Origin of the sequence: Streptomyces sp. NPDC005483 (assembly GCF_040606035.1) — a bacterium.
Taxonomy (GTDB): domain Bacteria; phylum Actinomycetota; class Actinomycetes; order Streptomycetales; family Streptomycetaceae; genus Streptomyces.
The window spans coordinates 155,235-177,850 of sequence record NZ_JBEXEA010000014.1 but is presented as its reverse complement, the minus strand read 5'-3'; the positions used below and the strand labels follow the sequence as shown (position 1 = coordinate 177,850).

General features: G+C 71.5%; 18 protein-coding genes. 7 read left to right on the top strand and 11 right to left on the bottom strand.

Features of this window, described 5'->3' with window-relative positions; translation table 11 throughout:
- Positions 1–25: 25 nt before the first annotated feature.
- Together ABZT06_RS26675 and lgt are read left to right on the top strand one after the other, a co-directional pair.
- A complete protein-coding gene (locus ABZT06_RS26675; protein ID WP_355745794.1) occupies positions 26–799 on the top strand; it encodes a thioredoxin domain-containing protein in 774 nt (257 codons plus the stop codon).
- Positions 800–902: 103 nt separating this feature from the next.
- A complete protein-coding gene (gene lgt / locus ABZT06_RS26670; protein ID WP_355745791.1) occupies positions 903–1,835 on the top strand; it encodes a prolipoprotein diacylglyceryl transferase in 933 nt (310 codons plus the stop codon).
- Between the two features lie 57 nt (positions 1,836–1,892).
- Here lgt and ABZT06_RS26665 read toward each other — a convergent pair whose 3' ends face one another.
- The 7 genes from ABZT06_RS26665 to ABZT06_RS26635 are packed head-to-tail and all read right to left on the bottom strand — an operon-like array spanning position 1,893 to position 9,806.
- Complete coding sequence (locus ABZT06_RS26665; protein WP_355745789.1) at positions 1,893–2,723, bottom strand: CoA ester lyase; 831 nt, start codon at positions 2,721–2,723, stop codon at positions 1,893–1,895.
- Complete coding sequence (locus tag ABZT06_RS26660) at positions 2,720–3,910, bottom strand: CoA transferase (RefSeq protein ID WP_355745786.1); 1,191 nt, start codon at positions 3,908–3,910, stop codon at positions 2,720–2,722. The genes ABZT06_RS26665 and ABZT06_RS26660 overlap by 4 nt, the downstream gene beginning before the upstream one ends.
- Positions 3,907–4,800 carry a ribokinase gene (gene rbsK / locus ABZT06_RS26655; RefSeq protein ID WP_355745783.1) on the bottom strand — a complete coding sequence of 298 codons (894 nt, stop codon included), beginning with the start codon at positions 4,798–4,800 and terminating at the stop codon, positions 3,907–3,909. Before rbsK ends, ABZT06_RS26660 begins: the two co-directional genes overlap by 4 nt.
- Positions 4,797–6,155, bottom strand: a complete 1,359-nt coding sequence (locus ABZT06_RS26650; RefSeq protein WP_355745780.1) for an ADP-ribosylglycohydrolase family protein — start codon at positions 6,153–6,155, stop codon at positions 4,797–4,799. The genes rbsK and ABZT06_RS26650 overlap by 4 nt, the downstream gene beginning before the upstream one ends.
- On the bottom strand, positions 6,143–7,309 hold the full coding sequence (locus ABZT06_RS26645; protein ID WP_355745777.1) for an ADP-ribosylglycohydrolase family protein: 1,167 nt from the start codon (positions 7,307–7,309) through the stop codon (positions 6,143–6,145). Before ABZT06_RS26645 ends, ABZT06_RS26650 begins: the two co-directional genes overlap by 13 nt.
- A gap of 8 nt (positions 7,310–7,317) precedes the next feature.
- Positions 7,318–8,715 (bottom strand): ADP-ribosylglycohydrolase family protein, encoded by a 1,398-nt coding sequence (locus tag ABZT06_RS26640; RefSeq protein WP_355745774.1) that lies wholly within the window; start codon positions 8,713–8,715, stop codon positions 7,318–7,320.
- A complete protein-coding gene (locus ABZT06_RS26635) occupies positions 8,712–9,806 on the bottom strand; it encodes an ADP-ribosylglycohydrolase family protein (RefSeq protein WP_355745771.1) in 1,095 nt (364 codons plus the stop codon). Before ABZT06_RS26635 ends, ABZT06_RS26640 begins: the two co-directional genes overlap by 4 nt.
- Before the next feature lie 282 nt (positions 9,807–10,088).
- Here ABZT06_RS26635 and ABZT06_RS26630 point away from each other — a divergent pair, with 282 nt between their 5' ends.
- The 3 genes from ABZT06_RS26630 to ABZT06_RS26620 all read left to right on the top strand — a co-directional run bounded on the left by ABZT06_RS26630 (position 10,089) and on the right by ABZT06_RS26620 (position 17,283).
- Complete coding sequence (locus tag ABZT06_RS26630; protein WP_355745768.1) at positions 10,089–10,820, top strand: VIT1/CCC1 transporter family protein; 732 nt, start codon at positions 10,089–10,091, stop codon at positions 10,818–10,820.
- A 411-nt stretch (positions 10,821–11,231) separates the two neighbouring features.
- Entirely contained in the window at positions 11,232–15,830 is a 4,599-nt protein-coding gene (gene gltB, locus ABZT06_RS26625; RefSeq protein WP_355745765.1) for a glutamate synthase large subunit, read from the top strand.
- Entirely contained in the window at positions 15,823–17,283 is a 1,461-nt protein-coding gene (locus tag ABZT06_RS26620) for a glutamate synthase subunit beta (RefSeq protein ID WP_355745762.1), read from the top strand. Before gltB ends, ABZT06_RS26620 begins: the two co-directional genes overlap by 8 nt.
- A gap of 99 nt (positions 17,284–17,382) precedes the next feature.
- Here the strand turns inward: ABZT06_RS26620 and ABZT06_RS26615 are convergent, their stop codons facing one another.
- Together ABZT06_RS26615 and ABZT06_RS26610 are read right to left on the bottom strand one after the other, a co-directional pair.
- The gene (locus ABZT06_RS26615) at positions 17,383–18,312 is read right to left on the bottom strand and encodes a chitosanase (RefSeq protein ID WP_355745759.1); all 930 of its coding nucleotides are present in this window, start codon (positions 18,310–18,312) and stop codon (positions 17,383–17,385) included.
- On the bottom strand, positions 18,309–19,226 hold the full coding sequence (locus ABZT06_RS26610; protein WP_355745756.1) for a rhomboid family intramembrane serine protease: 918 nt from the start codon (positions 19,224–19,226) through the stop codon (positions 18,309–18,311). Before ABZT06_RS26610 ends, ABZT06_RS26615 begins: the two co-directional genes overlap by 4 nt.
- 203 nt (positions 19,227–19,429) lie before the next feature.
- Between ABZT06_RS26610 and ABZT06_RS26605 the strand changes: the two genes are divergently transcribed.
- Entirely contained in the window at positions 19,430–19,699 is a 270-nt protein-coding gene (locus ABZT06_RS26605) for a hypothetical protein (RefSeq protein WP_355746044.1), read from the top strand.
- Here ABZT06_RS26605 and ABZT06_RS26600 read toward each other — a convergent pair.
- A complete protein-coding gene (locus ABZT06_RS26600; RefSeq protein ID WP_355745753.1) occupies positions 19,674–20,654 on the bottom strand; it encodes an acyl-CoA dehydrogenase family protein in 981 nt (326 codons plus the stop codon). The genes ABZT06_RS26605 and ABZT06_RS26600 overlap by 26 nt on opposite strands.
- Positions 20,654–21,784, bottom strand: a complete 1,131-nt coding sequence (locus tag ABZT06_RS26595) for an acyl-CoA dehydrogenase family protein (protein WP_355745750.1) — start codon at positions 21,782–21,784, stop codon at positions 20,654–20,656. Before ABZT06_RS26595 ends, ABZT06_RS26600 begins: the two co-directional genes overlap by 1 nt.
- Before the next feature lie 48 nt (positions 21,785–21,832).
- Between ABZT06_RS26595 and ABZT06_RS26590 the strand changes: the two genes are divergently transcribed.
- The gene (locus tag ABZT06_RS26590) at positions 21,833–22,615 is read left to right on the top strand and encodes an SDR family oxidoreductase (RefSeq protein WP_355745747.1); all 783 of its coding nucleotides are present in this window, start codon (positions 21,833–21,835) and stop codon (positions 22,613–22,615) included.
- Position 22,616: the final 1 nt, after the last annotated feature.

Genomic DNA, 22,616 nt, shown 5'->3' with positions numbered 1-22,616 from the left:
CGCCTCCCCGGTTCGTTCTGCGGGTGTGAGCGAGAAGAACCGTGAGGGAAAGCGCACCGCCCGCGAGCGGCTGGCGGAGGAGCGCGCGAAGCAGAAGACCGCGGAGAAGCGGCGCCGGATGCTGATCGTGGGCGCGAGTGTCGTGTGCGTCCTGGGTCTCGCGGCGGTGGTCGGCGTCGTCGCGGCCAACTCCGGCAAGGACAAGGACAATAAATCGGGCCCGGTGGTGGCGCCCTCGGGAGCCAAGGGCCAGGACAGTCTCGCCATCCCGGTCGGCAAGGAAGGCGCCAGGTCGACGCTCGTCGTCTGGGAGGACTTCCGCTGCCCGGCCTGCAAGGCCTTCGAGACGGCGTACCGCCCGACCGTCCACGAACTCACCGAGTCCGGGAAGCTCAAGGTCGAGTACCACCTGGCGACGATCATCGACGGCAACATGGGTGGCAGCGGCTCGCGCAACGCGGCCAATGCCGCGGCCTGCGCCCAGGACGCCGGGAAGTTCCCGGCGTACCACGACGTGTTGTACGAGAACCAGCCCGACGAGACCAGCGACGACTACGCCAAGACCGAGAACCTCCTCGACCTGGCGAAGAAGGCCGACGGTCTCGACACCCCCGCGTTCCGATCCTGCGTGGAGAAGGGCACCCACAACACCTGGGTGGACAAGTCCGCGGCCGCCTTCCGGGGCGGCGGGTTCTCCGGCACCCCGACCGTCCTGCTCGACGGCAAGAACATCTACCAGGACCGGACGATGACCCCGGCGAAGCTGAAGCAGCAGGTGGAGGCCGCCAACAAGGGGTGAGGGCGGGTAAGGCGGCGGGCGCCTTCTCTCACCCGCCTGTTATGGACCCGTTGCCGGGCCGCCTGCCGTGGGCCCGGCCCGGCAGGGTAGCGTCGACCCTGCCATGGAACTTGCCTACATTCCCAGCCCGTCGCGCGGGGTGATCCACCTCGGTCCCATCCCGCTGCGTGGCTATGCGTTCTGCATCATCATCGGCGTCTTCGTTGCCGTCTGGCTCGGCAACAAGCGCTGGATCGCCCGGGGCGGGCGGGTCGGCACGGTGGCCGACATCGCGGTCTGGGCGGTGCCGTTCGGACTGCTCGGCGGCCGCCTCTACCACGTGATCACGGACTACGAGCTGTACTTCAGCGAGGGCCGTGACTGGGTCGACTCCTTCAAGATCTGGGAGGGCGGTCTCGGCATCTGGGGCGCGATCGCGCTCGGCGCCGTCGGCGCGTGGATCGGCTGCCGCCGCCGGGGCATCCCGCTGCCGGCCTACGCCGACGCCATCGCCCCCGGCATCGCCCTCGCGCAGGCCATCGGCCGCTGGGGCAACTGGTTCAACCAGGAGCTGTACGGCAAGCCCACCGACCTGCCGTGGGCCCTGCACATCACGTCCTCCACGGACGGCCGGGTACCGGGCTACTACCACCCGACGTTCCTGTACGAGTCGCTGTGGTGCATCGGTGTCGCGCTCCTCGTCATCTGGGCCGACCGCCGCTTCACGCTGGGGCACGGACGGGCGTTCGCGCTGTACGTCGCCGCGTACTGCACGGGGCGCGGCTGGATCGAGTACATGCGCATCGACGACGCCCACCACATCTTCGGGGTCAGGCTCAATGTCTGGACCGCGATCATCGTGTTCCTGCTCGCGGTGACCTACATCGTGGTGTCGTCGAAGAAGCGGCCGGGGCGTGAGGAAGTCGTCGAGCCGGGTGCGGACGTCGCCGACGCCGAGGCCGAAGAGGGCGAGAAGGCCGACGGCGAGAAGAAGACCGAGGCGGACACCGCCGAGGTGACGGACGAGGCCGAGGCCGAGTCCGCGAAGAAGACCTGACGGCCGGTCGTACGTCGACGAGGGCGCCCCGGATCGCCGGGGCGCCCTCGTCGTGTGTCAGCCGCGGTGGGCGAGGGACAGGGTGCGGTGCGCCTGGGTCACCACCGCCGCGTCGATGAAGGTGCCGTCCGGGAGCGCCTGGGCCCCCTGGTGGGCCTGCGCCGCCTTGAGGATCGTCTCCGCGTGCTCGATCTCCTCCTCCGTGGGGAGGTAGGCGCGCTCGATCACCGGAAGCTGGCGGGGATGGACGGCTGCCCGGCCCAGGAAGCCCAGAGCCCGGCCGTGGGCGCAGGAGGATCTCAGGCCCTCCAGGTCCCGGATGTCGGGGTGGACCGACTGGGACGGAGGAGGGAGGGCCGCCGCTCTCGCCGCCACCACCACGCGGGAGCGGGACCAGTCCAGGCCCCCGTCGTGCCGTACACCCAGGTCGGCGCGTAGGTCCGCCTCACCGAGGGCGATGCCCCGCAGGATCGGGTGGGCGGTGGCGATGGCGTAGGCGTGCTCGACGCCCAGGGCTGATTCCAGCAGGGCGTACAGGGCCGGGGCGTCTCCTTCGGACCGGGCCGTCGCCCGTGCGACGTGGGTGATCTGGGCGGGGGCGGTGACCTTGGGCAGGCGCAGGCCGGAGACGCCCGGGAGGGCGGCGATCGCCGCCAGGTCCGCTGCCGCCCAGGAGCTGTCCAGGGCGTTCACCCGGACGTGGACCGGGATCGGCTGGGGGGTGCCGAGACGTTCGGCGGTGGCCTCGCGGGCGTAGCGCTTGCGGTCGGGGGCGACCGCGTCCTCCAGGTCGACGACCACGACGTCGGCACCGGCCACCAGTGCCTTGGTGACGATCTCCGGGCGGTCGCCGGGGACGTAGAGCCAGGTCAGAGGGTACGGCCTCACAGCGCGCCCTCCGTGCGCAGCGCCTTCAACTCGGCCTCGGTCAGGCCCAGTTCCGTCAGGATCTCGTCCGTGTCCGCGCCGTGCGGACGGCCCGCCCAGCGGATCGCGCCGGGGGTCGAGGAGAGCCGGAAGAGGACGTTCTGCATGCGCAGCGGGCCGAGTTCGGGGTCGTCGACCGTGGTGACGGTGTCCAGTGCCTGGTACTGCGGGTCGGCCATCACGTCCCGGATGTCCTGGATCGGGGCGATGGCGGCCTCCGCCTTCTCGAACGCGGCGAGGACGTCGGTGCGGGTGCGTTCGGCGATCCAGGAACCGACCGCCGCGTCGAGGACGTCGGCGTGCGCGGCCCGCTCGGCACCGGTGGCGAACCACGGTTCGTCGATCAGCTCCGGGCGGCCCACCAGCCGCATCACGCGTTCCGCGATGGACTGGGCCGAGGTGGAGACGGCGACCCAGGTGCCGTCGGCCGTGCGGTAGGTGTTGCGCGGGGCGTTGTTGGCGGAGCGGTTGCCGGTGCGCTCCTGGACGTGACCGAGCTGGTCGTACCAGGTCGGCTGGGGGCCGAGGACCGTCAGGATCGGCTCGATGATCGCCATGTCGACGACCTGGCCCTCGCCCGTGCGGTCGCGGGCCGCCAGCGCCGTCATCACCGCGTACGCCGTGGCCAGGCCCGCGATGCAGTCGGCCAGGCCGAAGGGCGGCAGGACCGGGGGCGCGTCCGGTTCGCCGGTGATCGCCGCGAAGCCGCTCATCGCCTCCGCGAGGGTGCCGAAGCCGGGGCGCCGGGAGTAGGGGCCGAACTGGCCGAAGCCGGTGACGCGGGCGAGGACCAGGCCGGGGTTGACGGCTTGCAGCTCCGGCCAGCCCAGGTCCCACTTCTCCAGGGTGCCGGGGCGGAAGTTCTCGATGACCACGTCCGCGGAGGCGGCAAGCCGCAAGAAGGTGGTCCGGCCGCCCGGCTTGGACAGGTCCAGGGTGAGGGTGCGCTTGTTGCGGCCCAGGACCTTCCACCACAGTCCGATGCCGTCCTTCGAGGGGCCGTGGCCGCGGGAGGGATCCGGTTTCGTGGGGTGCTCGATCTTGACGACCTCCGCGCCGAAGTCACCGAGCAGGGTGGCGGCGAGGGGGCCCGCGAAGAGGGTGGCCGTATCGAGCACGCGCAGGCCCTCGAGGGGGGTCTCGGTCATGACGTGTACCGGGCCTCGATCTCGGAGCGGTACGGCATCGACGCCGAGGCGCCTTCCCGCTGGACGGAGAGCGCGGCCGCCGCGGCGGCCCAGGCCATCGCCTCCCGGATCGGCCGTTCCTCGCCGAGGGCGACGGCGAGCGTGCCCACGAACGTGTCGCCCGCACCGGTGGAGTCCACGGCGGTGACCTGCGGGGCGGGGACGACGAGGGGTTCGGCGTCCCGGGTCAGATACAGGCTGCCCGCCGCGCCCAGGGTGATCACCACGCGCGGGACCCGGTCGAGGAGGGCGGCACCCGCGGCGAACGGGTCGGAGCGGCCGGTGAGGGTGGCCGCCTCGTGCTCGTTGGCGACCAACAGATCGGTGGCGGCGAGGAGTTCGGGCGGCAGGGGCTGGACCGGGGCAGGGGTGAGGATCGTCCGGACACCGTGGTTGCGAGCCGTCTGCGCGCCCGCGAGGACCGCTGCCAGGGGGATCTCCAGCTGGAGGAGCAGGGCGTCGGCCGAGCCGATCAGGCCCTCGTCGCCCGGGACGAGATGGTCGACGGTGCCGTTCGCGCCCGGGACGACGACGATCGCGTTGCCGCCCTCGTCGTCCACGACGATGTGCGCGGTGCCGGTTGGGCCCTCGACGGTGCGCAGATGGTCGGTGGTGACGCCGGAGTGTTCGAGGGTGGAGCGCAGGCGGGCACCGAAGGGGTCGTGGCCGACCGCCCCGATCATCGAGACGGTGGCGCCGGCGCGGGCCGCGGCGATCGCCTGGTTGGCGCCCTTGCCGCCGGGGATCGTACGGAAATCCCTGCCGGTGACGGTCTCTCCGAGCCGGGGTGCCTTCTCGACGTAGGCGACCAGGTCCATGTTGGTGCTGCCGAGCACGGCGATGTGGGTCATGGGCGAGCAGCCTCCCGGTGGGTGAGGTGGGCCAGGGTGTCGAAGCCGGTGCCGTTGAAGTCGGCGACGGAGGTGGCCAGACGGTTCTTCAGGGGGGTGGTCCAGCGGTCGGGAAGGTGCTCGGGGGCGCCGGTCAGGAGGGCGGCGATGCTGCCCGCCGTGGCGCCGTTGGAGTCGGTGTCCCAACCTCCGCCGACCGCCTTGCAAATGGAGCTTGTGAACTCGCCGTTCGCGTGGGTGAGGGCGGCGGCGATCAGCGCGGTGTTGGGGATCGCGTGGACCCAGTGGTGGGTCGCGGCGTGGGTGGCGTGGAGTTCGTCCACGACCGTGTCGAAGTCGTCGTGCCGCCCGGCCAGTTGGACGGCGTGGGTGATGGCTGCGGCCAGGCGGGAGTTCGGGGGGATCACACTGAGGCCGGTGCACAGGCAGGTGTGGATGTCGGGGGTCGCCGCCGCCTGGGCGATCACGGCGGCCGTGAACATCGCCGCGTAGACGCCGTTCGCCGTGTGGGTGAGGGTGGCGTCCCGGTGGGCCTGTTCGGCCGCGGCCGCCGGGTCGCCGGGGTTGGTCCAGCCGTGGACGTCCGCGCGGATCAGGGCGCCGATCCATTCGCGGAAGGGGTTGCGGTGGCGGGCCGTTCTGGGGGGTTCCAGACCCTCGAGGAGGTTGCGGTAGGCGATGCGTTCGGCGGTGAAGGTGCGGCCGGCGGGGAGTTCGTCGAGCCAGAGCCTCGCCACGTCCGTGGTGGTGAAGTGCCTGCCCTGGCGTCGGAGCAACAGCAGGTTCAGCAGGGGGTAGTTGAGGTCGTCGTCCTCGGGCATGCCGTCGATGTTCTCGGCGAGGGAGGTGGGCGCCGAGCGGCGGTTCCAGGGGTGGGCGGTGAGGAGTTCGGCGGGGACGCCCTTCGCCGTGAAATAGGTGTTCAGGGGCCAGTTGCCAGTGGACCGGGCGAGTTGGCGGATGGCGTCGAGGGAAAGCTTCTCCACCGGTTTGCCGAGGAGGCAGCCCACGGCCCGGCCCACCCAGGCCGCCTCCAGCCCGGCCTGGGTGAGGGTCGCCGGGGAGGCGTGCGCCGGCCACGTCCGGCAGCGGGCCTTGATCCTCGCGAGGTCGGTGGGCTCGTCGTCCGCCAACGCGCTCGGAAGATCCGCCAGTTCGTCCAGCAGATCCTCGGCGAGCTGTCGCAGATACCTGGACGCGGGCTGTGCCGAGGCGCCCGCTCGGATCGGCGCCTCCCCGCCCCCCGCGGCTCGCCACCGCGCCGCGATCGCCGAGGGCTCCCTGCCGTCCTGGGCCGCCTGGCGGAGTTCGTGGCCGATGAGGTCTTCCGGTTGGACCCAGGTCAGTCGGAGCATCTGGGACCTCCGAGTTCCGCGAAGGCCGCCTCGTGGGTCCTGCGACGGTCCACGTCCCTCTCGAAGATCTCCCGGGTCACGGCGGTCAGCGTGGTCGCCGGTTCCCACAGGTCCAGGCGGCTCGCCTCCGAGACCGTCTTCGCCCAGTCGTCCGGGACCGGGGAGCCCAGGGCGCCTGACAGGGCGCCGGCCATCGTGGCGATCGAGTCGCAGTCCCTGCCGTAGTTCACCGAGCCGAGAACGGCTTCCCGGTAGTCACCCGCGGCCACGAGCAACATGGCCAGCGCGACGGGAAGTTCCTCGATGGTGTGGAGGCGGGAGGGGCGGCGGGCGCCGAGGGAGGGGGCGCGGTAGTCGGGGCCGACGGTGTCGTAGGGAGCCACGGCGTCCCGCAGGGGTCGTAGGGCCGATTCGAAGTCCGTGTGGTGGGCGGCCACTTCGCAGACCTTCTCGATCGCCGTCCGCGTGCCGTCCTTCGCCAGCCGCAGACAGGCCGTCACGACCGAGTCCGGGGTCGCGCCCGGCTCGCACGCCGCCGCCACCGCCGCCGCGAAGACCCCCGCCGCCTCTCGGCCGTACGACGACTGGTGGGCGCCCGCGATGTCCAGCGCCTCGGTGTAGGCGGCCCGCGGTTCGGCCGCGTTGACCAGGCCGACCGGGGCCATGTACATCGCCGCGCCGCAGTTGACGATGTTGCCCACGCCCGCTTCCCGGGGGTCGACGTGGCCGTAGTGGAGCCGGGTGACCAGCCACTTCTCCGCGAGGAAGACGCGGTGCAGGGGGAGGGCCTCCGCCTCCAGTTCCGGGATCCAGCGCGGGTTCGTCATCAGGTCGGGGACCAGGTGGTCGGCGATCGCGTAGGCGTCGAGGTGGTCCCTGACCCGGTCGTAGACGCGGATCAGCGCGTGGGTCAGCAAGGTGTCGTCGGTGACGTGGCCGTCGCCCTTGTGATACGGGGCGATGGGGCGGGCGGTGCGCCAGGCGTCGCCGTTCCAGGGGCCGACGATGCCGTGGACGCGGCCGGCGTGGCGTTCGAGGATCTGGTCGGGGGAGTAGCCCTCGACGGGACCGCCGAGGGCGTCGCCCACCGCCGCGCCGACGAGGGCTCCGGTGATGCGGTCTTCGAGACTGCTTTCTTGGCTTTTGGGCGTCATGCCCGGAATCATCCTCCTGGGAGGGGTGGTTGTGCGGCTACCAGGAGTTCGGCGAGTTCCACGAGGTCGGTGCCGGTGAGACGGGGCAGGGCGCAGCCGGAGAGGGTGCGGCAGGAGTCCCGCCACGTGGCGGGGATCGCGGTGGCGCCGCCGAGTGCGCCGGTCAGGGCGCCCACCAGGGCCGGGGCCGAGTCGGCCACGCGGGAGAGACAGGCGGCCGCGGGGATCGCCTCGGCGATACGGCCCTGTGCGGCGGTGGCCAGGGCGAGGGCCACCGGGACGGTTTCGGCGGCGGCGATGCCGTAGCTGTAGACGTGGTCGACGATCTCGTGTTCCAGGGCGGGGATCAGGGCGAAGGCGGTGCCGAAGGTGCGGGCGAGCTGCAGGGCGTGGCGGGCGTTGCGGCCGATCTCCGTCTCCTCGGGGAGTTCGGCGAGGGCCGCCGTCACGCAGGCGTCGACGGGCGTGCCGCTGAGGGCCAGGGAGACGGCCGCGGCCATCGCTCTCGCTCCGTGCACCCCGTCTCCGTCCTGGGTGTAGCGGGCGTCGAACTCGGCCAGGTCCGCGGCGAGTCGGGGGTCGCCGGGGTGGGCGACCGCGAGGACACACGCCCTGACGCAGGCCGCGTCGTCGAAGTAGTGGGGGTTGTCGTGGCCGGTGGCGGGTGGGCGCAGGCCGGTGGCGAGGTTGCCGAGTCCCGCTCGCACGGAGATGCGGGCGCGGAGGGGGAGGACGGCGGACTCGATCTCGGGGGCGCGGTCCGCCGCGGCGGCCACCTCGGCGGCGAGAGCGTTCCAGGTGAGGTCGATGGCGGCTCTCGTACGGCGCTCTCTCGTCAGGTCGCCGAGGGCGGTGTCGTCGCCTGCCCTCAGGAGGGCCTCCGCGGTGAAGGCCGCCCATTCGGCGTCGTCGGAGGGGCCGAGGCGGAGGGGCTCGGGGGGCTGGTTGAGGGCGATGGGGACGGGGAGGGTGGTGGTGGCGTTCTGTTCGGCGAAGGTGTCGAGTTCGCGGGTGAGGCGGCGGGTCCAGTCGGGCATGCGGGCGGCTCTGTGGCGGGCGGCGGGCCAGCCCGCGGCGTCGCCTGCGGCCAGGCCCAGGAGGAGGCCGGTGACTCTTTGAGCGGCCTCGGCTTCGCGGGTTGCCTGCGGCAGCGGGGCCGCGTCGGTGTCCTCGGCTCCGCGGGTTGTCTGCGGTAGCGGGGCCGCGTCGGCGTCCTCGGCTTCGCCTTCGGCCTGTTCGTTCCCACCCGCACCACCCGTGCGGCTTTCGTTGTCGGGTGCGGGTGGCCCCTGTGGGGCGATCTCGCCGTCGGCGGCCGCGGGAGCGTTCGGCTTCGCCGTGGAGGCGGGATCAGCAGGACCCGGATCGTCCGTCGAGCCCTCGCCCCACGGGCCCGGCGGCCTCACCGGCCCGCCCCCGGCTCGCCCGCCGCCAGAGTGAAGGCGTCCGGGTCGGGTGCGGGCCACTCCCGCGTGAGTCCGGTCGTGCCCCACTTCCCGTCCTCGCCCGCCACCAGCAACTCCGCGACGTCCAGCACGTGATGGCCCGCCATGGAGGGCAGACAGCTGCCTCTCGCCGGGCCGATCGCCGCGGCCCACGCCGCCGGGATCGCCGACGCACCCCTCGTCGCGCCGGCCAGCGCACCCGCCACCGCCGCCGTCGTGTCCGCGTCCCTCCCCATGTTCACCGCCGTCAGCACTGCCTCGCGGAAGTCGCCGTCCGCCGCCGCGTACGCGCCGAAGGCGAGGGCCACCGCCTCCGGGGCCAGGTCGGTCCACGGATAGCCGCCGATCACCACCGCGGAGCGGACCGCCCGTTCGCCCCTGTGGGCCACCGCCACGGCGCGGCGCAGGGAGCGGGCGGTCCAGCTGTCGTCCGGGATCACCGCCAGCGCGGAGGCGACGACGGCGACCGCCGGAGCGCCCGCCATGGCCGCCGCCACGCCCGCGGCGACCGCCTGGCCGCCGTAGATGCCCTCGCCGTCGTGGCTCACCGAGCCGTCGACGGCCACCAGGCGGGCCGCCTCCGCGGGGCGGCCCGCCGCGAAGACGCCGAAGGGGGCCGCGCGCATCGCCAGACCGTCGCTCCAGGCGTGGCGGTGCTGAGCCGAGATCGGGGCCGCCAGGCCTCGGCGCAGGTTCTCCAGCGTGCCGCGCTCGCTGAACCCGGCGCCCCGGAACGGCCCCTCGTCCCGGTCCGCGATCCACTCGTGCCAGGCCGCCTCCACGTGCGAGGGGGTGAGGGCCGAGCCGTGGCGGGCGAGGAGCAGGCCCGAGAAGATCGCGTACTCCGTGTCGTCCGTGCCGGTCGGCTCGTCCACCACGTAGCCCTCGATACGGCCCCAGCGGGCGCGGATCTCCGACGGCTTCAGGTTCTCGGCGGGGGCTCCGAGGGCGTCCCCGACCGCCAGGCCCAGCAGGGCGCCGCGGGCCCGTTCGCGGAGTCCGGCGGCGTCCTGGGGGGCCGGGACCGAGGAAACGCGGGCGATCGATGTCATACGCGGCCTCTCCGGGGAGCAGAGGAGGTTCGCGCGCGAGGCGCGGAACCTTTTGCCGTATATGTCCCACCATCGGCGGTTGACCTCAGCCTCCCGGCCCTCAACGTCACCCGGTCGACATCTGAGCGCTCCCATGATCGTCTGCGCATTCGAAGGCAAAGCCGCAGGTTAGTCGAGCCTTTCCTTGCTGGCGGAGCGGAATGGGCCGACGTACTGTGAGCGTTGTTGAGAATTAGAACGTGTCCAAAGTTAGCTTTGGCTTAGCTTCCCTGGGGGACCGGAATGGCCATCATCGACATCGAAGCGCCGCTGCACGAGGCCCACCGCGACAACCACACGCACCGGGACGTGAACGGTGGCTGGCTCAGGCCCGCCGTCTTCGGGGCCATGGACGGTCTGGTCTCCAACCTGGCGCTGATGACCGGAGTCGCCGGTGGGGCCGTCGGTCAGCACACCATCGTGCTGACCGGACTCGCGGGGCTCGCCGCCGGCGCCTTCTCCATGGCCGCCGGTGAGTACACCTCCGTCGCCTCCCAGCGCGAGCTCGTCGAGGCCGAGCTGGATGTGGAGCGCGGGGAGCTGCGCAAGCACCCGCAGGACGAGGAGGCCGAACTCGCGGCCCTGTACGAGGGGCGCGGTGTCGAGCCCGAGCTGGCGCGCGAGGTCGCGCGGCAGCTGTCGAAGGACCCCGAGCAGGCCCTTGAGATCCATGCCCGTGAGGAGCTGGGGATCGACCCGGGCGACCTGCCCTCGCCGCTCGTCGCCGCCGTCTCCAGCTTCGGGTCCTTCGCCCTGGGCGCCCTCCTCCCCCTGCTCCCGTATCTGCTCGGCGCCACCGCGCTCTGGCCCGCCGTGCTGCTCGCTCTTCTCGGGCTGTTCGCGTGTGGTGCCGTCGTGGCCAGGGTGACCGCGCGGACCTGGTGGTACAGCGGACTCCGCCAGCTCGTTCTGGGAGGCGCGGCGGCTGGTGTGACGTACGCCCTGGGCACTTTCTTCGGAACGGCCGTAGGATAGATCGGCTGCTACTTATGCGATGGGCCGCATAAATAGCCGTTACTCGCTGGTTTCGAATGCTTAACCACTGGGCATGAGCCGTAAGCACTGTGGGCAATGACGCTTGCGGCGCGCTCGCGGGGTCGGTGACGACGTTTTCACCGCCCCCCTGGGTCGACGGACCATGATCTGACCGATCGGTCCGGTTCGGCCCCACCTACTTCAAGCCACGTGTGCGACACCCCCCTCGCACCGCGTGGCGTCCGCATGTTGGAACGGATTATCCGGTTCCCGAGATCCGCTCCATCATGTAACCTGCACGAAATTTTGCACTCACGCAGAGGGCCAACGTCGTCCCTCGGCAATATGCACCCCCAGAGCCTCACGTGCCTGGGAGGAGCCCCCAGCCAATTGACGACGACGGGAGAGCCGATGCGTACGCCGCGCCAGCCGTCCCAGCACTCCACGAGTGGCCAGAAGTGGTCGTTCATGGATGCTCGCCCTGCTGCGCAGGGTATGTACGACCCCCGCAACGAAAAGGACGCCTGTGGCGTCGGCTTCGTGGCCACCCTCACCGGCGAGGCGAGCCATGCGCTGGTCGAGCAGGCGCTCACGGTTCTGCGCAACCTGGAGCACCGCGGTGCCACCGGCTCCGAGCCCGACTCGGGTGACGGCGCCGGCATCCTGTCCCAGGTTCCGGACGCGTTCTTCCGCGAGGTGGCCGGCTTCGAGCTGCCCGCGGCCGGTGCGTACGCCGTCGGTATCGCCTTCCTGCCGGAGGACGGCACCGAGGACGCCGTCTCGAAGATCGATACGATCGCCGCCGAGGAGGGCCTCACCGTCCTCGGCTGGCGCGAGGTCCCGGTCGCCCCCCAGCTGCTCGGCGCCACCGCCCGGTCCACGATGCCCGTGTTCCGCCAGGTCTTCGTGACCGACGGTTCGTCGGAGGGCATCGCCCTCGACCGCAAGGCCTTCGTGCTGCGCAAGCGCGCCGAGCGCGAGGTCGACGTCTACTTCCCCTCGCTGTCCGCGCGGACCATCGTCTACAAGGGCATGCTGACCACCGGCCAGCTGGAGCCCTTCTTCCCGGACCTGTCCGACCGCCGCTTCGCCTCCGCGATCGCCCTCGTGCACTCCCGGTTCTCCACGAACACCTTCCCGTCGTGGCCGCTCGCGCACCCGTACCGCTTCGTCGCGCACAACGGTGAGATCAACACCGTCAAGGGCAACCGCAACTGGATGGCGGCCCGCGAGTCCCAGCTGGTCTCGGACCTCTTCGGCAACGACGACAAGGCCATCGAGCGCGTCTTCCCGATCTGTACGCCGGACGCCTCCGACTCGGCGTCCTTCGACGAGGTGCTCGAACTCCTGCACCTGGGCGGCCGTTCGCTGCCGCACTCCGTGCTGATGATGATCCCGGAGGCGTGGGAGAACCACGACTCCATGGAGTCGGCCCGTCGCGCCTTCTACCAGTTCCACTCCAACCTGATGGAGCCCTGGGACGGTCCGGCCTGTGTCACCTTCACCGACGGCAAGCAGGTCGGCGCGGTCCTCGACCGCAACGGCCTTCGCCCCGGCCGCTACTGGGTCACCGACGACGGCCTCGTCGTCCTCGGCTCCGAGGTCGGCGTCCTCGACATCGACCCCGCCAAGGTCGTCCGCAAGGGCCGCCTGCAGCCCGGCCGGATGTTCCTCGTCGACACCGTCGAGCACCGCATCATCGAGGACGACGAGATCAAGGCCGGCCTCGCCGCCGAGCAGCCCTACGCGGAGTGGGTGGAGGCCGGCGAGATCGAGCTCGGCGACCTGCCCGAGCGCGAGCACATCGTGCACACCCACGCCTCGGTCACCCGCCGCCAGCAGACCTTCGGCTACACCGAGGAAGAGCTCCGCATCCTCCTCGCGCCGATGGCCAAGGCCGGTGCGGAGCCGATCGGTTCGATGGGCACCGACTCGCCGATCGCCGCGCTGAGCGAGCGCCCGCGCCTGCTCTTCGACTACTTCACCCAGCTGTTCGCGCAGGTCACCAACCCGCCGCTGGACGCGATCCGCGAAGAACTGGTGACGAGCCTGCGCTCCTCGCTGGGCCCGCAGGGCAACCTGCTCGACCCGAGCGCCGCCTCCTGCCGTTCCGTCGTGCTGCCCTTCCCGGTGATCGACAACGACGAGCTGGCCAAGCTCATCCACATCAACGCCGACGGCGACATGCCCGGCTTCAAGGCCGCGACCCTGTCCGGCCTGTACCGGGTCTCCGGCGGCGGCGACTCCCTCGCCGCCCGCATCGAGGAGATCTGCGCCGAGGCGGACGCCGCCATCGACAACGGCGCCCGGCTGATCGTCCTCTCCGACCGCCACTCGGACGCCGAGCACGCGCCGATCCCCTCGCTGCTGCTCACCGCGGCCGTCCACCACCACCTCATCCGCACCAAGCAGCGCACCCAGGTGGGCCTGCTGGTCGAGGCCGGTGACGTCCGCGAGGTCCACCACGTCGCCCTGCTGATCGGCTTCGGCGCCGCGGCCGTGAACCCGTACCTCGCCATGGAGTCCGTCGAGGACCTGCTGCGCGCGGGCACCTTCCTGAACGGCCTGGACCCCGAGCAGGCCATCCGCAACCTGATCTACGCCCTCGGCAAGGGCGTCCTCAAGGTCATGTCGAAGATGGGCATCTCGACCGTCGCCTCCTACCGCGGCGCCCAGGTCTTCGAGGCCGTCGGTCTCGAAGAGGGCTTCGTCCAGAAGTACTTCAGCGGTACCGCCTCCAAGATCGGCGGCGTCGGCATCGACGTCATCGCCAAGGAGGTCGCCGCCCGGCACGCCAAGGCGTACCCCGCCTCCGGCATCGCGCCCGCTCACCGCGCGCTCGAGATAGGCGGCGAGTACCAGTGGCGCCGCGAGGGCGAGCCGCACCTGTTCGACCCGGAGACGGTCTTCCGCCTCCAGCACTCGACGCGCGCGAACCGCTACGACATCTTCAAGAAGTACACGGACCGCGTGAACGAGCAGTCCGAGCGCCTCATGACGCTGCGCGGCCTGTTCGGCTTCAAGTCGGACCGGCAGCCGATCTCCGTCGACGAGGTCGAGCCCGTCTCCGAGATCGTCAAGCGCTTCTCCACCGGCGCCATGTCGTACGGCTCCATCTCCAAGGAGGCGCACGAGACCCTCGCCATCGCCATGAACCAGCTGGGCGGCAAGTCCAACACCGGTGAGGGCGGCGAGGACGCGGACCGGCTGTACGACCCGGCGCGGCGTTCGTCGATCAAGCAGGTCGCCTCCGGCCGCTTCGGTGTGACCTCCGAGTACCTGGTCAACGCGGACGACATCCAGATCAAGATGGCCCAGGGCGCCAAGCCCGGCGAGGGCGGCCAGCTGCCCGGCCACAAGGTCTACCCGTGGGTCGCCAAGACCCGGCACTCGACCCCGGGTGTCGGTCTGATCTCCCCGCCGCCGCACCACGACATCTACTCCATCGAGGACCTGGCCCAGCTGATCCACGACCTGAAGAACGCGAACCCGCAGGCGCGGATCCACGTGAAGCTGGTCTCCGAGGTCGGCGTCGGCACGGTCGCGGCGGGTGTGTCCAAGGCGCACGCGGACGTCGTCCTGATCTCCGGTCACGACGGTGGCACGGGTGCCTCGCCGCTGACCTCGCTGAAGCACGCGGGCGGCCCCTGGGAGCTCGGTCTCGCCGAGACCCAGCAGACCCTGCTGCTCAACGGCCTGCGCGACCGGATCGTCGTCCAGACCGACGGCCAGCTCAAGACCGGCCGTGACGTGGTCATCGCCGCGCTGCTCGGCGCCGAGGAGTTCGGTTTCGCGACCGCGCCGCTCGTCGTCTCCGGCTGCGTCATGATGCGCGTCTGCCACCTGGACACCTGCCCGGTCGGCATCGCCACCCAGAACCCGGTGCTGCGCGACCGGTTCACCGGCAAGGCCGAGTACATCGTCAACTTCTTCAAGTTCATTGCCGAAGAGGTCCGCGAGATCCTCGCCGAGCTGGGCTTCCGCTCCATCGAGGAGGCCGTCGGCCACGCCGAGACGCTCGACGTCGAGCGGGCCGTCAACCACTGGAAGGCGCAGGGCCTGGACCTGGCTCCGCTCTTCTACGTGCCCGAGCTGCCCGAGGGTGCCGCGCTGCACCAGGTCATCGAGCAGGACCACGGCCTGGAGAAGGCGCTCGACAACGAGCTCATCAAGCTCGCCGCCGACGCCCTGGCCGCCGACTCGGCGACCGACGCCCAGCCGGTGCGCGCCCAGGTCGCCATCCGCAACATCAACCGCACGGTCGGCACCATGCTCGGCCACGAGGTGACGAAGAAGTTCGGTGGCGCGGGCCTGCCCGACGACACCATCGACATCACCTTCACCGGCTCGGCCGGCCAGTCCTTCGGTGCCTTCCTCCCGCGCGGTGTCACGCTGCGCCTGGAGGGCGACGCCAACGACTACGTCGGCAAGGGCCTCTCCGGCGGCCGCGTGATCGTCCGCCCCGACCGGGGCGCCGACCACCTCGCCGAGTTCTCCACGATCGCCGGCAACACCATCGCCTACGGGGCGACCGGCGGCGAGCTGTTCCTGCGCGGTCGTACCGGCGAGCGGTTCTGTGTCCGCAACTCCGGCGCCACCGTCGTCTCGGAGGGCGTGGGCGACCACGGCTGCGAGTACATGACCGGCGGTCACGCGGTGGTCCTCGGCGAGACGGGCCGCAACTTCGCGGCCGGCATGTCCGGCGGTGTCGCCTACGTGATCGACCTCGACCGGGACAACGTCAACGTCGGCAACGCGGACGCCGTGGAGGCGCTGGACGACACCGACAAGCAGTGGCTGCACGACGTGGTGCGCCGCCACCAGGAGGAGACCGCCTCCACGGTCGCCGAGAAGCTGCTCGCCGAGTGGGACACCGCCGTCGAGCGCTTCAGCAAGATCATCCCCAGCACGTACAAGGCAGTGCTCGCCGCCAAGGACGCCGCCGAGCAGGCGGGACTCTCCGAGTCCGAGATCACCGAGAAGATGATGGAGGCGGCGATCAATGGCTGACCCGAAGGGCTTCCTGAACCACGGCCGCGAGGTCGCCAAGTCCCGCCCCGTCGACGTACGTCTGAAGGACTGGAACGAGGTCTACGTCCCCGGCTCCCTGCTGCCGATCATCAGCAAGCAGGCCAGCCGCTGCATGGACTGCGGCATCCCGTTCTGTCACAACGGCTGTCCGCTCGGGAACCTCATCCCCGAGTGGAACGACTACGCCTACCGCGAGGACTGGGCGGCGGCTTCGGAGCGCCTGCACGCGACGAACAACTTCCCCGAGTTCACGGGGCGGCTGTGCCCGGCTCCCTGTGAGTCGGCGTGTGTGCTCGGCATCAACCAGCCGCCGGTCACCATCAAGAACGTCGAGGTCTCGATCATCGACAAGGCGTGGGACAGCGGCGATGTCGAGCCGCAGGCCCCCGAGCGCCTGTCCGGCAAGACCGTCGCGGTCATCGGGTCGGGCCCCGCCGGGCTCGCCGCCGCGCAGCAGCTCACGCGGGCCGGTCACACCGTCGCCGTCTACGAGCGCGCGGACCGCATCGGGGGCCTCCTCCGGTACGGCATCCCGGAGTTCAAGATGGAGAAGCGGCACATCAACCGCCGTATCGAGCAGATGCGCGCGGAGGGCACCCGCTTCCGCACCGGCATCGAGATCGGCCGCGACCTCAAGGCGACCGACCTGAAGAAGCGGTACGACGCCGTCGTCATCGCCGCCGGCGCGACCACCGCCCGTGACCTCCCGGTCCCCGGCCGCGAGCTCAAGGGCATCTACCAGGCCATGGAGTACCTGCCGCTGGCCAACAAGGTCCAGGAGGGTGACTACGTCACCGCCCCGATCTCGGCCGAGGGCAAGCACGTCGTGGTCATCGGCGGTGGCGACACCGGCGCCGACTGCGTGGGCACCGCCCACCGCCAGGGCGCGGCGTCGGTGACACAGCTGGAGATCATGCCGAGGCCCGGCGAGGACCGTGCCCCGCACCAGCCGTGGCCGACCTTCCCAATGCTGTACAAGGTCACCTCCGCGCACGAGGAGGGCGGCGAGCGGGTCTACTCGGTCTCGACGACCCACTTCGAGGGCGACGAGGACGGCAACGTCCAGTGGCTGCACCTCAGCGAGGTCGAGTTCATCGACGGCAGGCTGACCCCGAAGCCGGGCACCGAGCGCACGATCCCCGCCCAGCTGGTCACCCTCGCGATGGGCTTCACCGGCACCGACCGCGAGAACGGACTGGTCGAGCAGTTCGGCCTGGAGCTCGACGAGCGCGGCAACATCGCCCGCGACGCCGACTTCCAGACCAACGTGCCGGGCGTCTTCGTCGCCGGTGACGCCGGCCGCGGCCAGTCGCTCATCGTGTGGGCGATCGCGGAGGGCCGCTCGGCCGCCCGCGGCTGCGACCGCTTCCTGACCGGCGCGAGCGAACTGCCCGCACCGATCCGGCCGACGGACCGCTCGCTGATGGTCTGACCCACCCCTGAGAACGTCCCGTACAAAGGCGTACGGAACACTGGCGGCGCCTGCCTCCACGTCCCCGACCGGACCGGAAGGCAGGCGCCGTCGCCTTTGCTACGGCACCTTGTACGTCTCCCCGTACACCTGCCACTCCAGCGGTCTCCTCAGGTCCAGGTTCCCCTCGTCCAGGAAGCGCCGTTGCGCGGTGTCGACGCGGGAGGTGTCGATGTCCGCGTCGCGGGTCCGCATGGCGTCCTCGCGGACGTCGAGGAAGGTGTCCAGGTAGGCCTTCTCCGAGCCGCCCTCGGTCGGGCTGCCGGACTTCTGCAGGGCGCGCTCGCGCAGGCCGTAGAAGCCGGTGGGGCTGGTGCCGGGGCCGTGGAAGACCATGGCGTCGTAGTAGACGAACTGGCCGAGCGGGCCGAGGCCGTCGAGCTTGGCGAGGCGGACCGCGGGATCGAAGTAGACGCGGTCGCGCTCCGCGTCCTGGGCCTTCTGGAACGCCGGCCGGGTGGCCTCCGTCTTCCAGGCGGCGGTGAAGCCGGGGTCCAGGCCCTCGTGGGAGTCGGTGCCGTCGACCTCGCGCAGGGCGGGGAGGTATTTCGCGAGACCGTTGCCGGGGTGGGCCTTCGTATAGCGCTCGACGAGGGCGAGCAGGTCGTCGGTGCCGGTGCAGAAGCCGATGATGCCGGCCGTGTAGCCCTGGCCGTCGCCGATGTCCTCGATGTAGGCGTAGGCGCTGCGCCAGTCGAGGGTGGAGTTCTCGGCGCTCGCCACGAGTTGCTGGGCGAGGTCCTTCTCGGCGGGGGCGGCGAGGCCCTGCGGCCGGCCGGTGAGCACCTCGTCCGTGGCGCTGTCCGCCTGCTCGGCCCAGGCTTTGGCACCCTCGGCACCCTTGGCGTCCTGGGCCGCCTGCGACCGGTAGGCAAAGGAGAGGTCGGGGCCCGCCCCGCCCGCGTCGGGGTCCTCGGGCGCGAGGACGTAGACCGACGCCGTGACGAGCACGGGGACGGCCGCGAGGAGCAGCAGGCGGGCGCGTCTCACCGGGAAGCCGTCAGTTCGGCGACCTTGGCCCAGGCGGCCACCAGGAGCACCAACAGCAGTACGACGCAGGCTCCCGCCTGTACCAGGGCGCGGCGGTCGTTTCGGGGAGCGTACGCGTAGGCGAGGGTGACGACGGCTCCGGCGAGCAGGCCGCCGAGGTGGCCCTGCCAGGAGGTCAGCCCCGCGGAGATCAGCAGCCACAGCAGCAGTCCCGCCATGAACCGGTTGACCTGGGCCATGTCGGCGCCGATCCGGCGGGCGATCACGTAGTACGCCGCGCCGAGCCCGAAGATCGCGCCGGACGCGCCGAGCGTGGCCTCGGTGGGCGCGATCAGCAGGACGAGGACCGAGCCGCCGAGCGCCGACAGCAGATACAGGGTGACGTACCTGAGGCGGCCGAGCTGGGCCTCGACCACCCGGCCGATGTTCCACAGCGACACCATGTTCATCACGATGTGCAGGATCCCGAACGTGCCCCCGGTCGGCGGCAGATGGAGGAAGGCGCCGGTGAGCAGCCGGTACCACTCGCCGTCGACGACGCCCTCGGTGTGGAAGTCGGCGGGGTAGGCGGCCTGCCACTCGTAGTGGCCGCCGTCCGGGCCCACCAGGCCGATGCCCAGCATCTCGAACCGGTCCACGATCGCCGGGCGCACCAGCTCGCCGACGTAGGCCAGCACGTTGAGGGCGATGAGGACGTACGTCACCAGGGGGACGGCCGTGATGCGCCCGCCGAACGCGGTCCGGGCCTGCCGCACCGACCGTGCCCCCTCCCGCACGCACTCGGGGCACTGGTGGCCGACGGCCGCCTCCCGCATGCAGTCCGGGCAGATGTACCGCTCGCAGCGGGTGCAGCGGACATGGGACTCCACCTTGGGGTGGCGATAGCAGGTGGTGACGGCGGATTCGGGTTCCACGGCCGGCTCTCCTCGGAGTGACAGGGGTGATCTTGAGCCGGTGGGGACGGCGGCGATCAAAATATCCGACGTCGGGAGCGGGGTGAGTGGAGGGGCCGAGTCGATCGGCCGCTGCCGCACGCCCCGTTGGCTGGACCGGACGTGACCGCCACCCTGTGGGTGATCCGACGGGGAGGCGACGACGTAGGGACGGCGCGCGATCGGTGAACGAAACGGCCCGAGGGGGACAGGCCGGCAAGGGCGAGAGACTCGCCGACTGGGCGGACGGGCGGCTCGGCGTCTACGCGCTGGCCAAGGCCAGTCCACGCGCCCCTCGCGCAGGCGCAGCTGCACACCGGGGTGCGGCGGCCGGTCAGGCGCTCCCAGCGGGTGCGGGCCCAGCTCGCGCGGGCGATGTCCGTCCCGGCACGCGGATCGAGAAGACCACGGTGGCGGAGTACCGGGAGCTCACCAGCGGCGATCACCACCACTGAGGACGGTGTCGCGGCACTCGTCGGGGCTGCCCCAGGCGGTGCGCAGGGCGCGGGCCCTGGTGAGCCACAGGGACAGGTCGTACTCGGCCGTGTACCCGATGGCGCCGTGGAGCTGGAGCGCGGTCCGGGCGGTCCGGTACGCCGCCTCGCACGCGGTGACCTTGGCGGCGGCGACGTCTTCCTCGGTCATCGTCAGGGCGGCGCCGAGGATCAGGGGACGGGCGAACTCCAACGCGATCGCCGCGTCGGCGAGTTGGTGCTTGACGGCCTGGAAGGAACCTATGGGTGCGCCGAACTGGGTGCGCTGCTTCACGTGGACGACGGTCCTGTCCAGGAGAGCGAGGCCCGTGCCGAGGGCTTGGGCGGCTGTGGTGAGGCGGGCAATGAGAAGGGCGGGGGCCAGGGGCGGGTCGGTGGCGAGCAGCTCGCCGCCGAGGGGGGTCTTGAAGAGGCGGCGGGCGGGGTCGAGGGAAGGGCTCGGGGGATGGCCGGGTGGGGGTGCGAGGCGGAGTTCGGTGGGCGTCGGACAGGCGGAGACGGCCAACCGTACGTCTGCCATGTCGGCGTCGAGTGTGTACGACCCAGTGGCCAGGGTTGCCGTCGACTCGCCCGTGGCCAGCGACGGCAGCAGGCGTTTCGCCGGGCCGGTGTCGTCCAGTGACGCCAGCAGCGTCGACGCCGTCACCGTCTCGACCAAGGGGCCCGGTACCGCGTGGCGGCCCAACTCCACGAATGCCAAGGCCAGTTCCACGGGACGCGGGCCCAAGCCCTCGTAGGTCTCCGGTACCGCCAGTGCGAAGACGCCCGCGTCGGCGATACGGCGCCACAGGGCACGGCCACTGGTGTGGTGGCCGCGGCTCCAGTCCCGTACGACGGAGGGGGTGTCGGCGGCGGCGAGCATCGCGTTCAGGGAGGTGGCGAAGTCGCGTTGCTCGGCGTCCAGGAGGAAGCGCATCACCGGCGTCCCTTCGGCAGGCCCAGCAGACGCTCGGCGATGATGTCGCGTTGGATCTCGTTCGTGCCGGCGTAGATGGGGCCGGCGAGGGCGAAGACATAGCGCTCGGACCAGTCGGGGTCCTCATCCTCGCCGAGGAGATCCAGAGCCGTCTCGGTGAGCGCGATGTCGTACTCGGACCAGAAGACCTTGTTGAGGCTGGACTCCGGGCCGATCGACTCCCCGTCCAGGAAGCGGGAGGCGGCGGCGAAAGTGAAGAGCTGGTACGCGCGGGCACCGATCAGGGCGTCGGCCACGCGGGTGCGGGCGGACGCGGGGCCGCCCTGGGCCCGCCAGAGGGCGCGCAGCCGGTCGGCGCTCGCCAGGAATCGGCCCGGTGAGCGCAGCATCAGCCCCCGTTCGTTGCCCGCCGTCGACATCGCGATCCGCCAGCCCTGGCCGGGCTCGCCGATGACGTCCTCGTCCGGCACGAACACCTCGTCCAGGAAGAGCTCGGCGAAGGCCGGCTTCCCGTCGAGGCGGCGGATCGGGCGGACGGTGACCCCGGGGGCCCGCAGGTCGAACATCAGGTAGGTCAGGCCCTGGTGGGGTTTCGGGGTGTCCGGGTCGGTGCGGAAGAGCCCGAAGGCGCGGTCCGCGAAGGCGGCCCTGGAGGACCAGGTCTTCTGGCCGCTGAGCAGCCAGCCCCCTTCCGTGCGCACCCCCCTGGACCTCAGAGACGCCAGGTCCGAGCCCGCCTCCGGCTCCGACCATGCCTGCGCCCAGATCACCTCACCGGTGGCCATCGGCGGCAGCACGCGCGCGCGTTGCTCCGGTGTGCCGTGGTCGAAGAGGGTCGGGGCGAGGAGGCTGACGCCGTTCTGGTTGACGCGTCCGGGCGCCCCGGCCGCGTAGTACTCCTCCTCGAAGACCAGCCAGCCGACGATTCCCGCGTCCCGGCCGCCGTACTCGGTCGGCCAGTTGACCACCGACCAGCGGTCCTCGGCGAGTTCCGCCTCCCAGACGCGATGGGCGGCGAAGCCCTCCCGGGTCTCCAGGGAGGGCAGCGGGGAGGCGGGCACATGCGCGCGCAGCCACGCGCGGGCCTCGGCGCGGAAGGCCTCTTCCTCCTGCGTGAACGCCAGATCCATGGACACCCGTCCTTCCCTAACAAGTGTTTGGTAGGTTAGCGTGGCGCTATGACAGGCGTCGAGAGTCCGGTGTACGAACCGGGGCACGGGCTGCTGAAGGGACGCACCGCCGTCATCACCGCCGCCGCGGGCGCGGGCATCGGCGGGGCGACCGCGCGCCGCTTCCTGGAGGAGGGCGCCCGCGTCCTGATCAGCGACGCGCACGCACGCCGGCTGAAGGAGTACGGCGCCGAGCTGGCCGGGGAGTTCCAGGGCGCGGTGACCTCCGTGCCGTGCGACGTCACCGACGAGGCGCAGGTCGGCGCACTGTTCGACGCGGCCGTCCGGGAGCACGGGCGACTGGACATCGTCGTCAACAACGCCGGCCTGGGCGGGACTTCGGAGCTCGTCGAGATGACCGACGAGCAGTGGACCCGGGTCCTGGACGTCACCTTGAACGGCACGTTCCGGTGCACGCGGGCGGCCCTGCGCCGTATGCGCGCAACAGGTGGTGCCATCGTCAACAACGCCTCCGTCGTCGGCTGGCGCGCCCAGGCCGGACAGGCCCACTACGCCGCCGCCAAGGCCGGGGTCATGGCGCTGACCCGGTGCGCGGCGCTGGAGGCGGCCGAGTACGGCGTACGCGTCAACGCCGTGTCACCGAGCCTCGCCATGCACCCGCACCTGGTGAAGGTGACCTCGGCCCAGCTGCTGGAGGAGCTGACCGCGCGCGAGGCCTTCGGGCGGTACGCCGAGCCCTGGGAGGTGGCCAACGTGATCGTGTTCCTGGCCTCCGGCTACTCCTCGTACATGACGGGCGAGGTCGTCGCCGTCAGCAGCCAGCACGCATAGG